We start from the raw sequence: 22,078 nt of genomic DNA, 5'->3' as shown, positions 1-22,078 counted from the left end.
GGGAGTATCTCAACGCAGGCAAAAAGCCCGTAGGCTATAAGCCTAGGGCTAATATTACAAAGCCTACCTTTGTAGGCTAAAAGATTTCTTAGCCTACAAAGGTAGGCTTTGTTTGTGTAGCCGCACCCTTACAGAGTGTCGGATAAAATATTTGTTTCAAATTGAGATGCTCCCATTCACAAATGTGTAATTTATATACAATAACTGTAATGTTTATCTCAGTATTGGCTGATGACCGAGGAAGAACTGCTACAGGTAATTGAAAAAGCAGCAGCAGAGGGATGGGAAGAATTAGACCTTTCTGGTAAAGGATTGACGACTTTGCCTCCTGAGATTGGGAAATTGACTCAACTTAAAAAGTTGATTCTGGGTAAGCATAAGTACGACCAAGGGTATATCATTGATACTATTGGTAACAAATTAAGCGAGTTACCGAAAGAAATTGGATGGCTTGCTCAACTTGAAGAACTTCAGATAATCAGAAATCAACTGGACAATTTACCAGCAGAAATTGTCCAACTCACCAATTTACAATCTCTCCACCTCGAAGAAAATCAACTGAGTAGTTTACCAGCAGAAATTGCCCGACTCAGCAATTTGCAATCCCTTGATCTCTCGTACAACAACAAGCTGATTGGTTTACCAGCAGAAATTGTCCAACTCAGCAATTTGCAATCTCTCCGCCTCAGGGGCAATAAGCTGAGTAGTTTACCAACAGAAGTTGTCCAACTCAGTAATTTGCAAAATCTCGACCTCAGATATAATCAACTGAGTAGTTTACCAGCAGAAATTGCCCAACTCAGTAATTTGCAAAACCTCGACCTCTGGCACAATAAACTGAGTAGTTTACCAGCAGAAATTGCCCAACTCAGCAATTTGCAAAACCTCGACCTCAGCTTCAATAAACTGAGTAGTTTACCAGCAGAAATTGTCCAACTCAGCAATTTGCAAAACCTCGACCTCAGATACAATCAACTGAGTAATTTACCAGTAGAAATTGTCCAACTCAGCAATTTGCAATCTCTCAACCTTACAAGTAATCAACTGAATAGTTTACTGATAGAAATTTTCCAACTCACCAGTTTGCAATCCCTCAACCTTTCCCACAATAAGCTGAGTAGCTTACCAGTAGAAATTGGACAACTCAACAGTTTGCAATCCCTTAACCTTTCCTACAATAAGCTGAGTAGCTTACCAGCAGAAATTGGACAACTCACCTGTTTGCAATCCCTCAACCTCAGAAACAATCAACTGAATCGTTTACCGACCGAAATTGGACATTTACATTTACACCTAAAAGTACTTACGCTTGATAATAATCCCTTAAAATTCCTTCCAGCAGAAATACGAAATAGACACTCTCAAAGAATTTTAAACTTTTACAAGCAACAATTGGAACAAACAATAGACCGTCTCTACGAAGCAAAATTATTGATTATTGGGGAAGGAGGAGCGGGTAAAACTTCTTTAGCGAAGAAAATTGAAGATGAAGAATACAAACTTAGGTCTGATGAAGAGTCAACAGAAGGTATTGATGTAATCGAGTGGAAATTCTCACTCGATAATGGTAAAGAATTTCGCGTTAATATCTGGGATTTTGGTGGACAAGAAATCTATCATCAAACCCATCAGTTTTTTCTTACAGAACGTTCTCTTTATGCTTTAGTTGCTGATTCTCGAAGAGAAAATACTAATTTTTATTGGTGGATGAAAGTTGCCGAACTTTTAAGTGATAAAAGCCCTATTTTCATTGTTAAAAACGAAAAGCAAGAACGTCAATGTGAAGTCAGCGAAAGTCAACTACGCGGGGAATTTAGTCATTTAAAAGAAGTTTTGGCAACTAATCTAGCCACAAATCGTGGTTTAGAAGAAATCAAAAAAAATATACAATTTTATATATACAATCTTCCTCACGTTGGTACAGAGTTACCAAAAATCTGGGTAGAAATCCGTTCAGCTATAGAAAACTATTTCCGAAATTATATTAGTCGAGAAGAATATTATCAACTTTGTAGAAAACATAATTTAACTAAACGTGAAGATATGCTGTTGCTGAGTAGCTTTTTACACGACCTCGGCGTTTTTTTGCATTTTCAAAAAGATTCTATATTAAAACACTATGTAATTCTCAAACCAGAATGGGCAACAACTGCGGTTTACAAAGTTCTAGATAATAAAACCGTTAAGCAAAATCTAGGATGTTTTAGCCAAGATGAACTAGCTGATATTTGGCAAGATAGCCAATATGCCGATATGCAAGATGAACTGCTGCAATTAATGATGCGGTTTAAACTCTGCTACCCAATTCCCAATCGTTGCGGTAACTACATCGCACCGCAATTACTCGAAACTAACCAACCCGAATATAGTTGGAATAAATCAAATAATCTCATTTTGCGCTACAAATACGATTTCATGCCCAAAGGTATTCTTACTCGCTTTATTGTAGAAACACATCCTTGGATTGAACAACAAAAACTTGTTTGGAAAAGTGGGGTTATTCTTGATAAATATCAAACTCGTGCTGAAGTGATTGAAAATTACAATCAACGAGAAATTAAGGTTAGAGTATCGGGAAATCGTAAAAAAGATTTATTGACAGTTGTTACTCACGAACTTGAAAAAATTCATCGTTCTTTTGAGCGTTTGAAATATCAAACTTTGGTTCCCTGTAACTGTAGTGAATGTATGGGAAGCGAAAATCCTTATAGTTATCCTTTAGAAAATTTGCGTAGACGTTTAGAAAAACGTAGATACACAATTGAATGCGAGCAAAGCTTTGAAATGGTTGATGTCCGCAGATTAATTGATGACGTGAATTTACCATTTCAGGTAGAATACCGAGAATTTCAAGCAGTAAACACACCATTACAACTGGAATTAGAAAACGAGAGAAATTTAAATTTAAATGTAAAATCGCGAGAGTTGCGCCAGAATCGCGGTCAAATACTTAAAAAATTAAGAGATGCCATTATAAACGCTTATCCAAATAAAAATAAGTTGGATGAGATGGTTTATTTTGAATTAGAAGAAAATATTAATTCAATAGTTGGTGAAGGGGATATGGAGGAAATTGTTTTTAAATTAATTAAATGGGCTGATTCCAAAAATAAGTTAGAGCAGTTAGTCAAAGCGGCGCGGGAGTACAACCCTGATAATAGGGAATTACAAAAGATAAGCGAAGAGATGAATTGTTTGTAATCTCAATTAAAATGTTGCGTTGACTTTAATAGGACTTTAATGATTTTGATTCATACGTATATTTTGTCTACGTTATGGTGCGTTAGATGATGTCGAAAAATTTTTCGTTTTAACTTCTCTCGTTCCAAGGCTCTGCCTGGGAACGCCCATGAGCGAGGCTCTGCCTCTATTTAGAAGGAAGGCAGAGCCTTCTACCTCTGTATTCCTTGGCAGAGCCAAGGAACAAGTTATAACTGGTAACTGTTCACTGCTCACTGTTCACTGCTAACTGAATCACCCTCCGCCAACGATAGTAACTATTTCCAATCTGTCATTTGGCTGTATTTTTGTATCTTCCCAATACTGGCGATGCAAAATTTCGCCATTATACTCGACAGCAACTAGGCGAGGATTATAACCTAGTTGTAAAAGCAAATCTGGTAAATTAGTTTGTTCAAAACAAGTACGAATTTCTCCGTTTACTTGTAATTCAAGACTGTTCATAAACCTTTGACTTACTGTTTACTGTTTGAATTCGGTGCAATTGAGATAGAAAATATTGCGTTACCAAAGTTGGTTGTTCTGCTTGCATAATGCTTCGCACTACGGCTACGCGACTTGCTCCAATTTCTACCACATCATTAAGATTATTGGGGTCTATTCCACCAATCGCAAACCAGGGTATAGGACAATTTTTTGTCGCATAGTTAACATATTGCAAACCAACTGCTGCCTTTCCTTCTTTTGTAGGGGTTTCGTATATTGGCCCCACACCAACATAATCAGCACCTTCGGTAATTGCCCTTTGCATTTCGTCACTATTTGTGGTAGAACGACCTATCAGCTTATGAGGACCAAGTAAGTCGCGAGCTATGGATATGGGCATATCTTGTTGTCCTAAATGCACGCCGTCGGCATCTACAGCTAAAGCTAAGTCTATACGGTCGTTGACTAAAAATAGGGCATCATAAGCGTGACACATTTGGCAAAGTTGCCTAGCTTGTTCTAAACGAACAGTATCATCTGCTGTTTTCTCGCGATACTGTACCAGCGTCAGCCCGCCTTTAAGGGCAGCTTCTACAGTCTCCAGTAAATTTTCGCTCGGGGAGGTGACCAAATACAAGCGCGATCGCATCAGTTGCTGATATCGAGTAAAACCCATTAAGCTACTCTCAAGGGTATAAACTCGATAGCGGATTTGCTTAAATGCTTTACCCATACCATCCGCGTAAAGCTTTCCGTATTCTTCAAGCACTCTTACAGCTTCTTCTACTCGACAGAAATTCGCCTGTAATAAGGATTTGATACTTTCACGTTGTTCTTCTTGCGGATGAGTTAATTCCGTACCCGTATCACCGGGTGTATCCCGAGCCGCTCTCAAGTCAGCAGTATGCCATTTAGCGACTTCCTGCCGTAAGTGCTTGCATTCCTGAGTAAATTCGCTATTGTTTAACCCAAAGCGACACCATTCCTCAATAATCCGCAAACCCTCACGAGTACGGTCTAAATTAGCATCTAAAATTCGTAGAACCACTTGCTGTACTTGCTCTTTCTGGCTGTATGGCTCGACCATTACAACAACCCCATTATTGCTTTCATCGTAACAGTCAGCCTGTTTCATGTTCCTATTGTTGTTATCATCGTTGATTTTTTTAAAAAATTGCTTTGTATTAAAAGTAGATATTAAATCATGGAATAAGGAAAAGGTGATTTCCTAGTAATGGTTGAATTTTGTATGCGATCGCAATATACAAAGAATGTATCACAATATACTTGCTTTTATGATTTAAAATCTAAAATCCCCCAGTCAATATAATTTTGGATTTCAATTGATGATTTTCTTACTTATTTAAGTCGAAATCTGTGCCTTGACTAAAACTTAAATTCTAAAATACAGAGTCAATTGAAATACATCTGGTATCAAAAAATGGTCAACCAACCTAATTGTAATTAATAAAAAACGGATATCTATCCACAACTAAAGCAGATTATTAAAGACTTTAAATCATAATCTCTCCCTCAAAATATTATGCGTAAATTTCCTACCTACTCAGTCTTATTACTTACGGCAACCTTAACTGCCGTTACTTCGACTTTATTAAGCGCTAGCTCCAATACTGCTGTCGCTCAGATATCGTCGATGTCAGAGAAAACAATCGTCAGTGAAAACTCAATTTCTCAGGTTAATGTACTGTTTGTCAACCCAAGTATCGGAAATGACCAAAACACAAATGGCAGCCAAAATAGTCCGTTAAAGACGATTACCAGCGCCTTGCGGATGGCAAAATCCAACACTGTAATCAAACTTGCCAAAGGTACTTACAGTGCCGAAACGGGAGAAAAATTTCCTTTAATCCTCAAAAAAGACATTTCCATTCAAGGTGATGCTAGCAATCAAGGTAAGGAAATTATTATTCAAGGAGGCGGTGAATATCTCAGTCGCTATTACGGCAGTAAAAACATCGGAATTGTTGCTTCTGGTAATGCGAAACTAGCTGGTGTAACGGTGATGAATCCGAACCCTCGCGGTTACGGCATGTGGATTGAATCTAATAGCCCAGTAGTTGAAACAAGCACCTTTACAGGTTCGACTCAAGATGGAGTTGCAGTAACCGGTAAAGCCGCACCAAAAATTAACAATAACTATTTTTATCGCAACGGTGCCAACGGCATTACAGTTTCAGGAAAATCTCAACCCGAAATCACACAAAATACATTTCAAGATACGGGTTTTGGCATAAATATTGCCCAAAATGCATCTCCTCAAATAATTAGTAACAAAATTTCACACAATCGAACTGGTGTTGTAGTCCAAGCTGCTTCTCGTCCAGTTTTGCGAAATAATTCGATCTTCAACAATAAAGAAGATGGCTTAGTCGTAATAGCTAAAGCAGTACCAGATTTGGGTAATTCATCTAATCCGGGTGGCAACCAATTTAATTTCAACGGGCGATACGATATTAATGCTCAAGCTGCCAAACAAGAAGTTGCTGCTTACGGCAATACTGTATCTAATAACCGCATTGCTGGAAAAGTCAACGTAACAGCTTCAGCCGCACCAGCAAAAGCTGTTATTTCCCAAACACCCAGACGCAGACCAACTTTACTCCAACCCAGAGCAAACCGTCAAAATACTGTTGCTTCCACACCAAAACCAGCAATACCAAAACCACAAACAGAAGAACAGTACAATTACGTCCAAGTGCAGCCGAATACAATTGAATTCACTGCACCACAAGCCGTAGCACCTAGGCCTTCTCAACTACCAGAAAATACACCATCATTACCAACATTAAAACCAGCCCCTGTCGGCGAATCAGGTCTTTTACCCGTTCCTACCGCTAGGATTCCCGTAAGTAGAAATGGCAGCGCCAACATGCCAGCACCCAGAGTTACAAACAATCCCTTACCCATAAACAACCCACCTCAAATTCAAGCCAGAACAACACAAGTAACTTCGCGTTACCGGGTGATAGTCGAAGCAGTAACATCACGACAGCAGGAATTAGTAAGATTCATCGTACCTGACGCATTCCGTACCCGCAGGCGCGGAAGAAGAGTAATGCAAGCAGGAATATTCGACGATCGCACCAAAGCCAACAACTTAATCAGAATATTCAAAAATAACGGATTGAAAGCCAGACTTGAGCCAATGAAGTAATAATTGGGCATGGGGCATTGGGCATTGGGCATTGGGCATTGGGCATTGGGCATGGGGCATTGGGCATTGGGCATTGGGAATAGCTGACGAAATGATGGGGTGATGATTTTTTATTTTCTTCCTCCCTCACTCCCTCACTCTCTCACTCCCTCACTCTCTCTTCCCCCTCTCCTTGTCCTCTTCCCCTATCCATTACTGCTCACTGTTCACTGTTCACTGTTCACTGCTCACTGCTCACTGCTCACCCCATAACTCCTTTCAACTTCGAGGTAAACGTATCGCTCGAATCGCTTTGTTCGGGGGTAAATTGTTCAATGGGTGGATGATTCCTTTCAGGGGGCAATAGTTTTGGCATGGTTTCGGAAGTCAAAGGTTTTTCTGATTCTTCTGATTCTTCTGCTTGTTTTAATTTTTTAAATTCTTGAAATTCCATCAATTTGGAATTTATTACAGCCCGGTTTTGGCTTCTTGCTTCTGTTAAAGTTCTTGATTCGGTGCTGCGAACTATCGATGTCGAAGATTCTGATGCGGGAACAAAAACCATACTAGATGAAGTGGGAAGCAGTTTTGATGCATTTCTGGTACTGCGGTTTTCTTCTGCTTCTATACCTGCCGATGTATAGTAATTGTCAGTTTCGGCAAATGTATCTGTAGTTTGAATTTGCTCGCTTTCGGTATTTTCTTGATACGAAGAAACTAACTGTCGCTGTTGGGATTCGTAACTTGTCATTACTTCTTCAATAGTACGACTACTGCTCACGCTGGGTAATGCAGGTGGCAACGGCGGCAAACTGTTATTCCATCTCAAATCTTCAGGCAGCTTATTGCAAATTAAACGCTCGAACTCCATATTGAAGTGGTAGCTAGGATGATTTCTCTTCAGCCAAAGAGTTAGTATTTGCTGTGCCGATACTGCCTTATAGCGTCCTTGATACAATGCCTCAATGATTGCCAAATGTACCCAATTCGAGGGATATTGGTTTTCCCAACGTTTAACTAACTCGCTGGCGCTATATCCACCGAGGTCAAAACTATAATGTGTTAACAGCGATACAGCTAAGTTGTTAGTCACGTTCTCGGTTTGGGTGAACATGGGTTGGAAACGATGCGGTAATGGGCATATATTCTGCTACCATCCTCAAAAAAAGTAAAGTACCTTTTGATACGGTGAACTGTTCCCAAGTATTTTAAATCTAATTAGGTAGTGTTGCTCTTTAGGTAGTGTTGCTCTGGTTAAAAAATTAATTCGCCCCTATCTTAAAAATGCAGCTAATTACCACTAATTAAGAATTATTTTCATTCACGAGGATACGAGAATGAGGCTAATTCTAAATAAATATATTCTACTAATCAATTGCCATTAGGAAAAATTATATAGGGTGAGTTGATGGGAGGCGTGCGTTTAATGGCTACCAGTGCTTGATAAACCATCGCTGCTACTTCAGCTCGCGTTGCTTCCCGCTTTGCTTCGATTTTCTTGGGGTCTGGATAATTTACCACAATTCTTTGCTGTGTAGCAGTTGCCACAGCCGTCCGTGCATAATTGGGAAGGGTTTGACTATCTATAAAGTTTTGTAAAGCGGAGCCATGAGCGGCTGTTAATCCAAGTCCGTTGACTAAAGAGACAATTATTTGTAGGCGCTGTACGTTTTCCTGGGGGCGAAAGGTACCGTCGCTGAATCCTCCCACAAATCCACCTTGTGCGGCGGCTTTAATTGATTTATACGCCCAGGATTTGCCTGGAACATCTAAAAAATCACTTACCGAACGTTTTGGTGTGGGGTTAAAAGCTTTGACGATTAAGGCAGCGTATTGAGCGCGATTCATGGGTATATCGGGTTTATATGTACCGTCAGCGAAGCCAGTAGTAAAATCTAGGCTAACTAAACTGCGGATAAATTTTTCTGCCCAATGCCCCGTTAAATCGGTGAAGGAAGGCATAGTATCCCCATCGGGTTTGACGATGTAGGGTGAAGCTATGGCTTTTTGTTTATCTAGGGCTACCAAAGCCTGATAAATCAAAGCTACTACTTCAGCGCGGCTAATATCCACTAAAGGTTGCAATTGTTCTGTTTGCGGGTAATTGACTACCAATAATTTTTGCGTAGCTATAGCCATTGCATTAGTCGCGTAACTGGGAATTTGAGCGCGATCGGCATACATAGCCAAAACATTGGGATTTCCGCCTTTAAGTCTTAAGCCGCTCACAATGGAAACTATTGCTTGAGATTTGGTTAAATTTTGATTTGGACGAAATGAACCGTCGGGAAAACCGCTGATAAAGCCCATACCAGCACCGCGATAAATAGCTGAAGCTGCCCAAAAGCTTGATTTTATATCGGTGAATTTTCTTACTTTTCTTCTCAAAGGTAATTGAAAAGTTTTGGAAATGATTGCTGCATACTGAGCGCGAGTAATCGGTGCTTCTGGTGCAAATGTACCGTCGGGAAATCCGCTAATCAGCCCTTTTTCATATACTGCTTCAATAAAAGGTGCAGCCCAATGCCCGTTCAAATCGGGAAAACTGCTATTGACGGCTAGCTGTCGGGGATTATCTATATTAGTAGCAACAAAGTCTAGCAATCCTTTAACTAAAGTTGGATTTAATAAATTGCCTGCCGATACCAGCTTAACCGACGTAGCATTTTGAATATCGTATTCGTTATTATCGCGAAAGGTGTTACCCGCAGGATCTTGAGAACTACCTAAGTCGGGTATTGAATTACCGTTAAGCAGTAAACCACCAGATGAATTATCGGCAATCAGGTTATATCTGAGTACTGGTTTTGCTTCCCTGGATAAAGCTATGGCAACGCGGTTTTCTGATAACTTATTATTAGCTACCAGAGGAGCGGCGAAATCGCTAATAGCAATACCAATGGAATTTCTCTGCATGACATTCCGCAATATCTCCCCTTTAGCATTGCGTGCCATTACCAGCCCAGCAGAAGCATTTTGAACAAAAACATTATCTAAAATAGCCGGTTTAGCATTGCCGCTAATAAATATTCCTTCCCGACGGCATTTAACAAAAGTATTATTCGCAACAGTAGGCTCAGTAGAATCAATCCAAACGCCAGTCCCTTTATTAACTGGATTGGTAACGGTTACACCCATCAGTTGAGCATTTGAAGCCAAAACTAAAGTTATGTTTTGGGAGCCAAAGTTTTTAGTTTGATAGTCACCACTTCCTTCAATGAGAATAGCTTCACCTTTGGTGGCTTCATTGCCAACTACCCAGACACCACTAGGAATAATCAGCGGGAAAACTTCACCATTGGCAGCATGATAAGTACCGGGAGCTAATTGAACAATCCTAGGTGAGCCAAGCCCATTTAAAGCATGAGTAAGACTTTTAAAAGGAGACAACCTCGAACCATTGTTGTTATCGCTGCCAGTTATGGGGTTGACATAAACTGTGGTAGCTATAGTCGAATTAACCATTGTTTAAAAAGGGAATTGGGAATTGGTAATTGGTAATTGGTAATTGGGCATTGGTAATTGGTAATTGAAAATAAAATTATTTAAATGTTCTATAATTTTGTTTTTCCTTCTTCGGTATATAGAATAACTGTCTATAACATAGTGTCTTATACTCATTTTTATCTGTTTTTTAAGTAACAAAAATAGCTAGTAAGGTCTGCATGTTAAAGGTTAGAGGTTGAAACTCCTAGCTTACATAGTGGGAGTCGAATAGCTCCCTAACTAACAAACGAGATTCAAATTTTCCCCAATGCCCCATACCCATTCCCCAATTCCCATTACCAATTACCAATTACCAATCCCCATAGTAAGTATTAAGATAAATCTGTGATGTTATCGGTAGCATTTTTATGATTGAAGTTGAACATCTGAATAAAGTATACGGTTCTGCCTCGGCGATAGAGGATGTAACTTTTAATGTCTCAGAAGGTGAAATTTTAGGATTTTTGGGACCTAACGGTGCTGGAAAAACTACTACCATGAGGATTTTAACTGGTTATCTACCGGCTACAAGCGGAACGGCTAGAATTGCTGGTTTTGATGTGCATGAGGACTCTTTGGCAGTTAGGCAAAAAATCGGTTATTTGCCAGAAAATCCGCCGCTATATCCAGAAATGTCGGTGCAAGGTTTTTTGTTTTTTGTCGCGCGTATTAAAGGTATTAGTGCAGGCGATCGCAAAGCTAAAGTGGCAGCAGCGATGGAACGCTGTAATTTAACAGATAAACGTCATGTATTAATTCGCAAGCTTTCTAAAGGATATCGCCAAAGAGTTGGAATTGCTCAAGCAATTGTCCACGATCCACCAGCAATTATCCTTGATGAACCCACGGTAGGATTAGATCCTCGACAAATAATAGATGTCAGAAATCTAATTAAGAGCCTTGCTGGCAGTCATACAATTATTATTTCTACGCATATTTTGCCAGAAGTCAGCATGACTTGTAATCGCGTAGCAATTATTAATAGCGGTAAAATCGTGGCGACAAATACTTTAGATAATTTAATGAGCGAGCTGACTGGTGGTAGTGGTTATGAATTAGAAGTTGAAGGAGAAGCCGCTCTAGCAAAACAAATGTTGCAGAATTTACCGGGTGTCAATCTGGTAGAATCAATTCCGATGTTATCCAAAGAGGGAACAAATCAACTAAAAGAAAATCGTTTTAGAATGCGGGTAGTATCGCAATTAGGCAACGAACCGGGAAGCTTAATTGCTAGCTCACTATATGAAGCAGGATTTCGCTTACATGAAATGCGGCGAATTAACGCTACATTAGAAGACGTATTTTTACAGTTAACCAGGGAAGAAGAAAGTTTGGCAACCCAGACACAAGAAGAGGAAGTAAATCTTGGAGAAGTCGCTTAAATGGGTATAGTACTGAGTAATATAACTGCCATTTATCGTCGGGAATTGCAAACCTACTTTGTATCACCATTAGCTTATGCAATTGCTGGCATTTTTTGGTTTTTAGCTGGATTATTTTTTGTTTTAATTTTGCTCGGTCCAGAAGGAATTTTAGCTGCTGTTGCAGATTTGGAATCAAGGTCACAACAATTTGGAGTTGCAATACCAGCTATAGATGTTCCCTATGAATTTATCAAAGCATTTTTAGATAGGATGGGATGGCTTTTATTGTTTATATTGCCGATTCTTTCAATGGGACTTTATGCTGAAGAACGCAAGCGGGGAACTTTAGAACTTTTAGCAACATCACCCATTACTAATTGGGCGGTAGCTGTAGGAAAGTTGCTTGGTGTATTAACGTTTTTTATAACATTAATTTTACCATTAATGGTATTAGAAGCGGTAGTTTTAAGCGCATCGGAGCCCGCAGCAATTGTGACAATTCCCTTAATAGGACATTTGGGATTAATCTTGCTAGCGGCATCTATTCTATCTTTAGGAATGTTTATTTCATCTTTAACCAACAGTACAATATTATCTGCCGTTATGACTTTCGCGGTAATTTTAATATTGTTATTTATAGATTTAGTTGCCAAAGTTATTGGTGGTCCGATTGGAGAGGCTTTGAGTCATTTGTCCTTGCTAAATCATTATAACAACATGATACAAGGAATATTTGACACCAGTAGTTTCATATTATTTCTTAGCTACATTCTTTTAGGCATTTTTCTAACAGCACAATCAATTGATGCATTTCGCTTTCAGCGGAATTAGTTATTAATTATTAGTTGTTAGTTGTTAGTTATTAGTTGGCTTGAGAGAGAAGATGACAAGACTAACATTATTCGCTATTTGCGACTCTTAACTACTGTTTACTGTTCACTGTTCACTGTTTATTGATGAAGTATTTGATTTGGTTGGCACCGTTTCTGATAACAGCGGGTTTAACGGTGGGTTTTTTCTCTGGAGATTGGGGAGCGATTCCGCTGGTATTAATTATTTTAGGATTAGCTGTTGCTGTATTTTGGTTAATATGGCAGAGCTATTCTACAAAATGGTGGAGTCGTCGCTCTACTCAAGTTGGTACTAATGCATTAATCGCAACTGTAGCTGTAGTGGCAATTTTGGGATTAATTAACTTTTTGGTTACTCGCTACAATATCCGAACCGATTTAACGGAAACTGGCTTGTTTACCCTTGCTCCTCAATCCCAAGAAGTGGTCAAAAACTTGGAACAACCTGCAAAAGTTTGGCTGTTCGATCCGAATAAGAATCCTTTTGATGAGGATTTACTAGAAAATTATGCCAGAAACAACAAAGATTTTCAGTTTGAATATGTAGACCCTTTAGCCAGACCGAATTTAGCTGCACAATTTGGGTTTAAAGATTATGGTGAAGTTTATTTAGAGTCAGGAGAAAACCGACAGTTAGTACAGGTTGTTAATGCTCAGGAGCGGCTTTCCGAATCTAGATTAACCAACCGTTTGGCACAAATTTCTAATCCTAGTAGATCTAAAATTTATTTCCTTCAAGGTCACGGCGAACGTCAGTTAGGACGAGGAGAAGGTCAACTTTCTCAAGCCGTTCAAGCTTTAGCCGATCAAAATTATATTGCCGAGCCTTTAAATTTAACCCAAACTGCCAAAATTCCCGATGATGCTAACGCTGTAGTTCTTGCAGGTCCCCAACGCCCCTTATTGGAAGGTGAAATTCAAGCTTTGCAAAATTACATCGATGGTGGTGGTAATTTATTAGTTATGGTCGATCCTGGTGTTGACCCCAAACTAGATGTGTTTCTGCAACAATGGGGAGTTGGTTTAGATAGACGTTTAGTAGTTAATGCAACTGAGAGCGCTCAACCGCAACCACCCGGTATATCAATCGTGACGGATTACGGGGAACATCCAATAACTAAAGAGTTTCAAAATGATATATCTATATATAAGTTAGCGCGACCAGTTGAAACAATTACCGTTCAAGGTGTTGAAAGTACACCTTTGTTACGAACTCGACCATTACCGATAAGTTGGGGTGAAAGCGACTGGGAAAGTGAAGAATTAGAATATAACGAAAACGAAGATATCCCAGGTCCTCTTACTTTGGGTGTTGCTTTAACAAGAAAAATTGCAGCACAGCCGACACCGACACCAACACCCACGCCAACACCAACACCCACGCCAACACCAACACCAACACCGACACCTCCAGAAAACAACAAAGCCACTGAATCAAGAATGGTAGTGTTTGGAGATTCAGATTTTATTACAGATGGTTTATTTTCTCAGCAATTGAATGGAGACGTATTTCTCAACTCAGTTACTTGGTTGAGCAAACAAGATTCGCAACCTCTTTCAATTCGTCCCAAACAAGCAAAAAATCGTCGTCTCAATCTTTCCCAAGCGCAAGCAAATCTTTTAGCAATATCTTCTGTATTGGTTTTACCCATACTTGCTTTTGTCGCAGCTGCCCTGCTTTGGTTTCAAAGAAGATAAACGGTAATGGGTAATGGGTAATGGGTAACAACTAACAACTAACAACTAACAATATGAAATTACAGCGAACAACTTTAGTTTTAGTGCTGCTAGCAATCTTGTTGGGTGGTTTTGTTTATTTTTACGAGTTTCAATGGAAGTCTCAACAAGCAGAAGTTAAGAAAAAACAGCAGCAGCTTTTCTCTTTTAAAGAAGAAGATGTTAAAAACTTGAAAATAACTACCCCCTCAGAAACTATAACTTTGGAACGCGCTCCGGAATCGGATAAAACGAAGTGGCTGATGAAATCTCCCGATAACGTACCTGCGAATGATGGTACGATAGCTTACTTGTTAAATTTGCTAGAAACTGAAAAGAGCGAGCGCACTTTAAATCCACCTGCATCCCAACTAGGGGAATTCGGATTAAAACAACCCCAAGCAACTATTGACATTACATTAAATAATCAAAAAACTCATAAGCTGGTTGTTGGTAGTAAGCCAAGTTTTAATAATCAACTTGTTTACGCTCAGAAAAATTTGGCGACTAAACCCGATGGCAATACTGAAGTTATTTTAGTATCTAACAAGTTTGAAAATGCGGTAAAACGCTCTTTGTCAGAATGGAAAGCTGTTGAAATTCAACAACAAACTCCATCTCCAACTCCCACAGTAAACCCGACCTTACCGACAACTCAATCTACCCCAGCCATTCCCACAGTTAAGCCAATTCCAATAAATCCAACTCAAGAAGCTATTCCTAATAATTCAACACCCACGGTAACACCCACAAGCGCCCCAACTGTAAAAACTACTCCAACGACCTCAGCGACTCCAAGTACCCCAGCTACTCCAAATTCAGCGACGAAATAGATTATTGCGATAATTTTACTTCGTATTAGTTATATTCAATTTAATTTATCGAGGTTATCTATTAACTCTGCTGTTTCTTACACATATGATGTGAATGCATTTATATCAGAAATTTTTTTAAAATTGAAATTGAAGATGAAAAACAAACTACACGTGAATTAATCAATATAAAGCACGAAGATTTTACTCATCGCACAATTGAGGGTCAGACAAGCTTATAAGTAAATCAATTACTTGCTTGTGCTTTTTATGAAACTTCAGTAATTCTAAATAAGCTAAAGGGACAATAAAAGGCCAGAAAATAGTAGCTATAATTAAAATTATGGAAGAGAAAGAGCGTTGTACAGCATTCATTTCTTTATCATCTATAAAAAAACCTAACCACTGCATAAAAAAACAACAAGCCATTACTAGGTAAAATACAATTATCAAATTCATCATAACTGTTTGGATCATGATTCAGACTTCTTACACCTCTTAATAAATTATCAAAGACAAAAGTCATAAAAGTATGTTCCGCCAATAAGTTGTTAGTTGTCTAATATATTTCTTATTGGCTTCAATATTGAATATATAACAAATTTATATATTTATCTAAGTATGTTTTTATTCATATTTTATATAATCAATTGCAAATGATATACATTTATTTTTACAGTTATCTGCACAATTCCAAAATCCGCTCTCTTGATACTATGTAATAATATTTACCAATCCCTGAGAGAAAATAATATAATAATGTGATTTACTGTTATTAAAATTCAATGATTTCCTGACATAAAGGAAAATTAAAACTATTTGTATTTTATGTGAAAAGGTAGTAATTACAGTTGTGCTAACCCATTTTAACCACTACTAGCTATTTTGAAACTGGGCAAATGTATTATGCAACACCAACAATTCTCATGCTAGACTTATCTTACTACTTCAAGTACTAAATCATAAAACAGTAAAAACCCCTATCTACTTTATTTACTGTTTACGCTTCTGTCGAGAATCAATTGTATTCTTAGTCAAATTGTATATAGCAATTTTTACGCTTGATATAATACAGATGAACCTTACCATGCCAATTCTCTCAATGCGAGGAAACGCTAGCAGCGCAGTGCCTCCCCTTCCGCTCCCAAAAATGCAGAGGGGTGTTCAAGGAAAGAACGGGCATAGTTATCTGTTGTATTGCACTCAACAAAACCGCTATATTCTTTATACTTAACTCATATAGTTCGTAAACAAAGTCTACATACTTTAAGACTTGCAGGAGTACTTTATATACATGAATTTCCCTACAGCAAAAGCCCCCCATTTTTTGTAAATTAGAAGGCTGTAAATGTAATATTTGAGCTTAGTTTTTAATACAAGTAGGACTTACGCAAAACTGACGAAATTGCGTCATTATTTGCTGAGACGATCCACGCCCTGCGGGTGAATACTTCCCTATACTACCTTTCGTTCGCAATCACAATTTATGATTGCGTAAGTCCTGATAAGCTTAAAAAGAAATGTTCAAAAGGGAGGTTTAACAACCTCAAACTTAAACTTTGCAATCCGGCGCTTGCCTGCATAGACTTCTATTACATGTAAACCTTCAGGATCTCCAGAAGAAACAGTCCAAAAATTATTAACTATACCTTTTTTAATTGAGTCGGTACGTTTAATAACTGACTTAGTACCATCAGGTGATAAAAAAAAGTGTTGCCCATTATCTGTACCCCAAGTTAATGGAGGTTTTGGCAAAGTTAAAACTTCTTGCCATGTTAGTTTACCCTCGTAACCTTGGAGTTGAATCCGCCATCCATATACTTTTCCTTCTTGGTAAGGTACTTTTGTAGTTGGAATGAATGTAACTTTACCGTTTTTATCAGTTCTTAATACTCCAAATTCAGCTTTTTTAACGATAATTGGTTTTCTTAATGTAGTCGCTTTTGATTTTATAGCGGTGTTTGCACTATCATAAGCAATCATCACTTCAGCCGCTTTAACAGGGGAAATTAGTCCAACAAAAGCTAAAAAAAACGTAGTAGCCCAAATCTTCATATTACTATCTATTTATGATATTTGGTTTGAACTACGACGTTACAGTAAACTGATTTTTGATTCAGACACAAGCGAACATTTCCACCGTAATATTTAATTCACAAGCAGTGAGCAGTGAACAGTGGACAGTGAACAGTGGACAGTGAGCAGTTATCGTCAATTTCCCATGCCCCATGCCCCATGCCCCATGCCCAATGCCCAATGCCCCATGCCCAATGCCCCATGCCCCATGCCCAATTATCAATTACCAACACCTAACTTTTCCCTGCTCTCAATTTTATTGTTTCTCTTTGAAGAATTAAGAGTTTCTACTAATTTATTCAGTTTGCTATCGACTTCTGCCAATGATAGATATTCTTCCGTATAATTTAGCATTGCATCAATATTTTCTTGTTTGGCGCTGAAAGTAGGTATGCTTTTATCAAAATGGGGCTGGAAGCGAAAATAAGTGTTACCAATAATTTGCTCTGCGATGTAACATACTGCATCACCAGCACCATCGAAAAGAACATCTAAAAGAGGTAAATCATAACGGGGACTCAACCATTCTAATGCTCCCCATTGTTTTACCTGCTTTGCTCCAATTTTTTTGACATGTTGTCCGGTACCGAAAGAGGCAACTATAATATCTCTTTGATTGACTTGTTCTGATATTAGACTATTCCATTTTGGATTATCTGGTAACTCTTTGTTCCAACGCAAACGTTCTGCGATCGCGCACAAAGCTGGATTATTAGCAAATACCCCGCCATCTATTAAAGGGATACCACTCGAATCCGGTATCGCATAACCTTGCGATCGCCAATCTTCGATAAAAGCTTTATGCTTCATTTCGTAACCGGGGAAACCGATGGGAGCGGCTGAAGAAGCACGACAAATTTCCCATACGGGGATATCTTGATGAGCTATTTTAGTATTTTTGAATACAACAGCTTGACGGTTATAAGTATCGTAACTGGTAACTATGGTAGGTTTGGTTAATTCGCCAAACTTAAGATTACCAAAAATATATTTAAGCACCATTTTTAAACCTTCATCGCTATAAATAGGATGACTAGAACCCAAGCGAACCCAGTTTAAAATGCTGTGAATCAGTATTTTGCTTGGAGGAAAGATATTTTGGGAATTATGAACATAAAAATCTTTAATTTCCCTAGCATTCAAGCCTTTAGACAAAGCGCAAGCAATAAGACTACCTGTTGAAGTTCCACTAATTACGTCAAAATAATCGCGAAGCTGTTTATCTGGCTGGTGTTTTTGCAGCTTTTTTTCCAAACGCTCTAAAATTACCGCCGTAACTAAACCTCTGACTCCGCCACCATCGAGAGCCAGGATATGAAATGGCATATCAGTTCTCATTTATAACTCCCCCAATAATTTGGTAATAATTTTGCAGTCAATAGAAAATAAAAAATATTTACCAAGTAAGTTTACTGTTACAAATATCCATTATGTATGCTAAATCACATTATCGCCCGGTTTTGCTAATTCCAAGTCAGGAGAGCGGGAAGAGCGGGGAGAGGGGGAAGAGGGGGAAGAATCATAACTATATTAATGATTAATGTGGTGGAATACTGGTAACTGTTCATTGTTCACTGTTCGCTGCTAACTGTATGCTGTTACATAATTAAGAAAGATGAACTTTTCCATCAACAGAAAATGAATAAAACAACTTTTAATTTGGTTGCGATATCAATATTTTTGATGACGTTTTCAATATTACTCGGCCCTTTGATTAATTTATCCCCTGCGGTTCCTGCGGTTGCAACTTTTGCAATTTTAGGAATAGCAACTTTTGATTCTTGGAGTTTGGAAGGCAGGGGAGGAACTTTATTTTTAGATTTGATTAGTGGATTTTCATCAGAATACAGGGAACGCATTCTTCATCACGAAGCAGGACATTTCCTTGTTGCTCATGTCCTAGGTGTTCCGGTAACGGGATATACTTTGAGCGCCTGGGAGGCATTTAAGCAAAAACAAAAGGGATTAGCTGGTGTCACATTTGGCGATGTTGAGTTGTTATCTCAATTTGAAAAAGGTGCCATAACGACTCGCATCTTAGAACGCTACTATACGATTTGGATGGCTGGCATTGCCGCAGAAAAGCTGGTTTATGATGATGCTTCTGGTGGTGCAGACGATCAAAACAAACTCAAAGGGGTTTTAAAATCTTTAGGCTGTTCCGATTCTTTTTGCAACCAAAAGCAGCGTTTTAGCATTCTTCAAGCAAAAACGCTTTTGGAAAATAATTGGTCTGCATATCAAACTTTAGTAGATACTATGCGAAAACGCGCCACAGTAAAAGAATGTAAAGATATTTTGATAAAGCAAGGAGTTAAGAGCGAAAAGTAAACAAACAACGGGAGCCAATATCAAATTTGATTTGAGATTTTGATTGCAGTTTTTTCTTGGGGATTGCCTTGCAGATTCCCAAGTTTTCCCAAAATCATATCTTCAGGGCATCTTAAAAATAATGCGCTCCTGAGATAGGATTTCACTTATCACTCTTAACTCCTAACATTATCCAGCAATTTTGATGGGAAATGATTGCGATTTACTGCTACTGCTAAAATTGCCGTAATTAACTTCATTTAGACAGTTTTTTTGAGATAAAGCAGCAGTTTGACTATCTGCGATATTTTTACCACAACTAACTACGCGATCTCTTCCCTTCGATTTAGCTTGTAATAAGAAACTATCGGCTCGATTGAGTAAGCTTAAACCTTGATCGTCATCATCTGTAAGCAAACAAGAAGTTCCTAAACTGATGGTGACATTGATATTTAAAGTACTATCGATAAAGAAGGGGTTTTCTCTTATTATGCTGTTCAAACGGCGAGCTACCAAATCAGCTTCTTCAAGAGTTGTATCGCTCAAAATAACAACAAATTCTTCTCCACCGTAACGGAAAGCAGTATCTTGAATTCGCAAATTGTGGCGTATGCGACTTGATAATAATTTTAAAAGTCTATCGCCGACTAGATGCCCGTAATTATCGTTAACTTTTTTGAAATAGTCTACATCCAAAATAATTAGACTTAGAGGAGAATCATCCTCACGAGCTTTTTGAATTTGCCTGGGTAAATCCCACTGTAGAGCGCGACGGTTATTCAATTCTGTTAGCGAATCGGCTAAAGCAATTGTAGATAACAAATCATTAGTTTGCATCAAATCGCGGTATTTATGGGCTTTACGCAAAGCGACATTTAATTGCGATAACAACAAGCGATGGCTAGGGTTTAAGTGCGCTTCAAAAGAATCTGTTCTTCTTTGCCTAATAGATTCCGAGTCTTGAGCATTTCCATACCAAATATAAGCATCTGCTCCTAATCTCAAAGCTTTGGAGGTCATTTCTAATTCCCATTCCCAGCTTTGATGGCTTCTTTCGGCAATTAACTCAAGACTATCTTCTAAAAGAATGCAGTAGATCCAAGACAGTTTTGTTTGTTCTTTTAACCAACTGCAAAGCTGCATACTTTCATTTTGACTAGATTGGACAAGAATAATGTCAGGAGGTTCTTGTTGAATACGCGACACTGCCATTCCGAGGTTATTTATTGCTTCTAAACTAAAAGCATCTGTATCTTTTACTTGAGTTGGTAGTGTGGCTAGAAATTCTTCATTTCCAAAAACCAAAATGGAAATGTTCATGTTTTTTACTTTTATTGTTATTTTTTTCAACCTAATAGTCTTCTAATATCAGTCTAGGAAAAGCTCTACAGCATAATTTTGATTATTTGTTAGTAAATCAAGCCCTAAATTTAAAATTGAGTCAATTTACTGTATTCCGCAGGCTTTTTTTATGAGAGTGATAAAAGAAGGTAAAGACTAAAGCCTCAATAAAATATGCTGAAGTTTTTAATTTTTACTCTACAAAAACATCTTTATATATAGGGGGTATGACCCCTCATTTTGTTTCCATCCTGTTGTTTTTTGTAACAAACTCAAATCAATCTCCTTTAGTAAATATGCATATTCAACTACAAATTTTGAGACTTAGATTCCTGATACCTAATTTCTGCTTAAACAGTATATATTTCAAACAGTATAAATACGGAATCATCAGGATAAGAGCCAAAAAAACCAGTGATTTCTACCAAATAAGATGTTTTGAATACTTCTCAACATCTTTATAGAATAAAGTCTTTACAATGTTTTAAAAATTGCTGTTATTTCCTCCAATGTTAATAATTGATTTTGGTGATAGCTGTGATTTGAATCATAATTTGTCACAACGAACACGGTATACTTAACAACCATTAATGGCAGCATATACTTCAAATTGGTAAATAGGGTTTAAATATCGCAGTCATTATTTGATTTATATGCGCCACTTAAAAATTGGCTGAAACCCTGGAAATCAAGTAGGTTTTTGGTCAACATTATCATTCAAAATTTGCTCGCGATATGCTTAAAGTCACAATAGATTATAAAATTTCATTGATTTGAAGTCCTCAAATAAATACTTAGATAAAAACTCTTAAAAAAGTTTAAAATAATTAAGTAATTACGTGATAACCGATATATCTACCTTAACTAATAAAATTTAATATTTTCTAAATTTTGGCTGAAAGAACATTAAGAAAATAGTGAGAAAATCTTTTTCAAGTTTTTTTTTACGGTATATACAGCTTTTTAAAATTTTGATTTAAACTAATTTAATAAAAATTTTATTTTTTAGTGGTATATTTACGTAAGTAATATCTTGGTTATGTGGAATTTACTTAAGAGAATATACGTTAAATGTGAAGAGAATACAATTTAGCGATAAATAGAAGAAATGAAAAAAGAATCCCGGTTTCGGTTTAAGTCGTACTTTCATAGTTAGCGACTTTTATATAGAAACCGGGTTCTTAAGATGTCTTTGTGTAAGTCCTATAAATGCAAGACGAATGCACCTGTGTTCCCAAACCCAGTTTCTTACTCATTGCATAACGGAAATTATGCTTATATCTGTAGAAAGCTGGCTTGTTG

The 22,078-nt window shown here is 37.9% G+C and carries 15 protein-coding genes; 7 read left to right on the top strand and 8 right to left on the bottom strand.

The genetic code is table 11. The features are described 5' to 3' along the window. The first annotated feature begins 231 nt into the window (after nucleotides 1–231). Complete coding sequence (locus tag RIV7116_RS22920) at nucleotides 232–3,201, top strand: COR domain-containing protein (RefSeq protein WP_015120705.1); 2,970 nt, start codon at nucleotides 232–234, stop codon at nucleotides 3,199–3,201. A 273-nt stretch (nucleotides 3,202–3,474) separates the two neighbouring features. On the opposite strand, the gene thiS is transcribed toward RIV7116_RS22920, so the two are convergent. Together thiS and RIV7116_RS22910 are read right to left on the bottom strand one after the other, a co-directional pair. Beyond that, nucleotides 3,475–3,684, bottom strand: coding sequence for a sulfur carrier protein ThiS (thiS, locus tag RIV7116_RS22915; protein ID WP_015120704.1), 210 nt, complete (start codon nucleotides 3,682–3,684; stop codon nucleotides 3,475–3,477). After that, entirely contained in the window at nucleotides 3,671–4,801 is a 1,131-nt protein-coding gene (locus tag RIV7116_RS22910) for a thiamine phosphate synthase (RefSeq protein WP_015120703.1), read from the bottom strand. The genes thiS and RIV7116_RS22910 overlap by 14 nt, the downstream gene beginning before the upstream one ends. A gap of 408 nt (nucleotides 4,802–5,209) precedes the next feature. Between RIV7116_RS22910 and RIV7116_RS22905 the strand changes: the two genes are divergently transcribed. Next, nucleotides 5,210–6,841: a DUF1565 domain-containing protein gene (locus RIV7116_RS22905; RefSeq protein WP_015120702.1), complete on the top strand. Its 1,632-nt coding sequence runs from the start codon at nucleotides 5,210–5,212 to the stop codon at nucleotides 6,839–6,841. A gap of 241 nt (nucleotides 6,842–7,082) precedes the next feature. Here the strand turns inward: RIV7116_RS22905 and RIV7116_RS37100 are convergent, their stop codons facing one another. Together RIV7116_RS37100 and RIV7116_RS22895 are read right to left on the bottom strand one after the other, a co-directional pair. Next, a complete protein-coding gene (locus RIV7116_RS37100) occupies nucleotides 7,083–7,913 on the bottom strand; it encodes a hypothetical protein (RefSeq protein ID WP_232435716.1) in 831 nt (276 codons plus the stop codon). A gap of 278 nt (nucleotides 7,914–8,191) precedes the next feature. Further along, complete coding sequence (locus RIV7116_RS22895; RefSeq protein WP_015120700.1) at nucleotides 8,192–10,285, bottom strand: S-layer homology domain-containing protein; 2,094 nt, start codon at nucleotides 10,283–10,285, stop codon at nucleotides 8,192–8,194. Nucleotides 10,286–10,674: 389 nt separating this feature from the next. Here RIV7116_RS22895 and RIV7116_RS22890 point away from each other — a divergent pair, with 389 nt between their 5' ends. The 4 genes from RIV7116_RS22890 (at nucleotide 10,675) to RIV7116_RS22875 (ending at nucleotide 15,070) form a co-directional block, all read left to right on the top strand. Further along, the gene (locus RIV7116_RS22890) at nucleotides 10,675–11,688 is read left to right on the top strand and encodes an ABC transporter ATP-binding protein (RefSeq protein ID WP_015120699.1); all 1,014 of its coding nucleotides are present in this window, start codon (nucleotides 10,675–10,677) and stop codon (nucleotides 11,686–11,688) included. Beyond that, nucleotides 11,689–12,501, top strand: coding sequence for an ABC transporter permease (locus RIV7116_RS22885; RefSeq protein ID WP_015120698.1), 813 nt, complete (start codon nucleotides 11,689–11,691; stop codon nucleotides 12,499–12,501). 125 nt (nucleotides 12,502–12,626) lie between these two features. Further along, entirely contained in the window at nucleotides 12,627–14,219 is a 1,593-nt protein-coding gene (locus RIV7116_RS22880) for a Gldg family protein (protein ID WP_015120697.1), read from the top strand. A gap of 53 nt (nucleotides 14,220–14,272) precedes the next feature. Further along, nucleotides 14,273–15,070: a DUF4340 domain-containing protein gene (locus tag RIV7116_RS22875; RefSeq protein ID WP_015120696.1), complete on the top strand. Its 798-nt coding sequence runs from the start codon at nucleotides 14,273–14,275 to the stop codon at nucleotides 15,068–15,070. Between the two features lie 183 nt (nucleotides 15,071–15,253). Here RIV7116_RS22875 and RIV7116_RS22870 read toward each other — a convergent pair whose 3' ends face one another. The 3 genes from RIV7116_RS22870 to RIV7116_RS22855 all read right to left on the bottom strand — a co-directional run bounded on the left by RIV7116_RS22870 (nucleotide 15,254) and on the right by RIV7116_RS22855 (nucleotide 18,463). Beyond that, the gene (locus RIV7116_RS22870; protein ID WP_044291136.1) at nucleotides 15,254–15,526 is read right to left on the bottom strand and encodes a hypothetical protein; all 273 of its coding nucleotides are present in this window, start codon (nucleotides 15,524–15,526) and stop codon (nucleotides 15,254–15,256) included. Nucleotides 15,527–16,573: 1,047 nt separating this feature from the next. After that, a complete protein-coding gene (locus tag RIV7116_RS22865) occupies nucleotides 16,574–17,104 on the bottom strand; it encodes a hypothetical protein (RefSeq protein WP_015120693.1) in 531 nt (176 codons plus the stop codon). Between the two features lie 240 nt (nucleotides 17,105–17,344). Then, nucleotides 17,345–18,463 (bottom strand): patatin-like phospholipase family protein, encoded by a 1,119-nt coding sequence (locus tag RIV7116_RS22855; protein WP_015120692.1) that lies wholly within the window; start codon nucleotides 18,461–18,463, stop codon nucleotides 17,345–17,347. Between the two features lie 300 nt (nucleotides 18,464–18,763). Here RIV7116_RS22855 and RIV7116_RS22850 point away from each other — a divergent pair, with 300 nt between their 5' ends. Then, complete coding sequence (locus RIV7116_RS22850) at nucleotides 18,764–19,456, top strand: hypothetical protein (RefSeq protein ID WP_015120691.1); 693 nt, start codon at nucleotides 18,764–18,766, stop codon at nucleotides 19,454–19,456. Nucleotides 19,457–19,624: 168 nt separating this feature from the next. Here RIV7116_RS22850 and RIV7116_RS22845 read toward each other — a convergent pair whose 3' ends face one another. Next, nucleotides 19,625–20,755 (bottom strand): GGDEF domain-containing protein, encoded by a 1,131-nt coding sequence (locus RIV7116_RS22845; RefSeq protein WP_015120690.1) that lies wholly within the window; start codon nucleotides 20,753–20,755, stop codon nucleotides 19,625–19,627. Nucleotides 20,756–22,078 lie beyond the last annotated feature (1,323 nt).

It is taken from the genome of Rivularia sp. PCC 7116 (genome assembly GCF_000316665.1).
GTDB lineage: Bacteria > Cyanobacteriota > Cyanobacteriia > Cyanobacteriales > Nostocaceae > Rivularia.
This window is presented reverse-complemented; position numbering and strand designations above follow the sequence as displayed.

Excerpts from the sequence above, each read along its gene's own strand:
- RIV7116_RS22920 (WP_015120705.1), top strand. The coding sequence starts at position 232 with ATGACCGAGGAAGAACTGCTACAGGTAATTGAAAAAGCAGCAGCAGAG.
- thiS (WP_015120704.1), bottom strand. The coding sequence starts at position 3,684 with ATGAACAGTCTTGAATTACAAGTAAACGGAGAAATTCGTACTTGTTTT.
- RIV7116_RS22910 (WP_015120703.1), bottom strand. The coding sequence starts at position 4,801 with ATGAAACAGGCTGACTGTTACGATGAAAGCAATAATGGGGTTGTTGTA.
- RIV7116_RS22905 (WP_015120702.1), top strand. The coding sequence starts at position 5,210 with ATGCGTAAATTTCCTACCTACTCAGTCTTATTACTTACGGCAACCTTA.
- RIV7116_RS22895 (WP_015120700.1), bottom strand. The coding sequence starts at position 10,285 with ATGGTTAATTCGACTATAGCTACCACAGTTTATGTCAACCCCATAACT.
- RIV7116_RS22890 (WP_015120699.1), top strand. The coding sequence starts at position 10,675 with ATGATTGAAGTTGAACATCTGAATAAAGTATACGGTTCTGCCTCGGCG.
- RIV7116_RS22885 (WP_015120698.1), top strand. The coding sequence starts at position 11,689 with ATGGGTATAGTACTGAGTAATATAACTGCCATTTATCGTCGGGAATTG.
- RIV7116_RS22880 (WP_015120697.1), top strand. The coding sequence starts at position 12,627 with ATGAAGTATTTGATTTGGTTGGCACCGTTTCTGATAACAGCGGGTTTA.
- RIV7116_RS22875 (WP_015120696.1), top strand. The coding sequence starts at position 14,273 with ATGAAATTACAGCGAACAACTTTAGTTTTAGTGCTGCTAGCAATCTTG.
- RIV7116_RS22870 (WP_044291136.1), bottom strand. The coding sequence starts at position 15,526 with ATGATCCAAACAGTTATGATGAATTTGATAATTGTATTTTACCTAGTA.
- RIV7116_RS22865 (WP_015120693.1), bottom strand. The coding sequence starts at position 17,104 with ATGAAGATTTGGGCTACTACGTTTTTTTTAGCTTTTGTTGGACTAATT.
- RIV7116_RS22855 (WP_015120692.1), bottom strand. The coding sequence starts at position 18,463 with ATGAGAACTGATATGCCATTTCATATCCTGGCTCTCGATGGTGGCGGA.
- RIV7116_RS22850 (WP_015120691.1), top strand. The coding sequence starts at position 18,764 with ATGAATAAAACAACTTTTAATTTGGTTGCGATATCAATATTTTTGATG.
- RIV7116_RS22845 (WP_015120690.1), bottom strand. The coding sequence starts at position 20,755 with ATGAACATTTCCATTTTGGTTTTTGGAAATGAAGAATTTCTAGCCACA.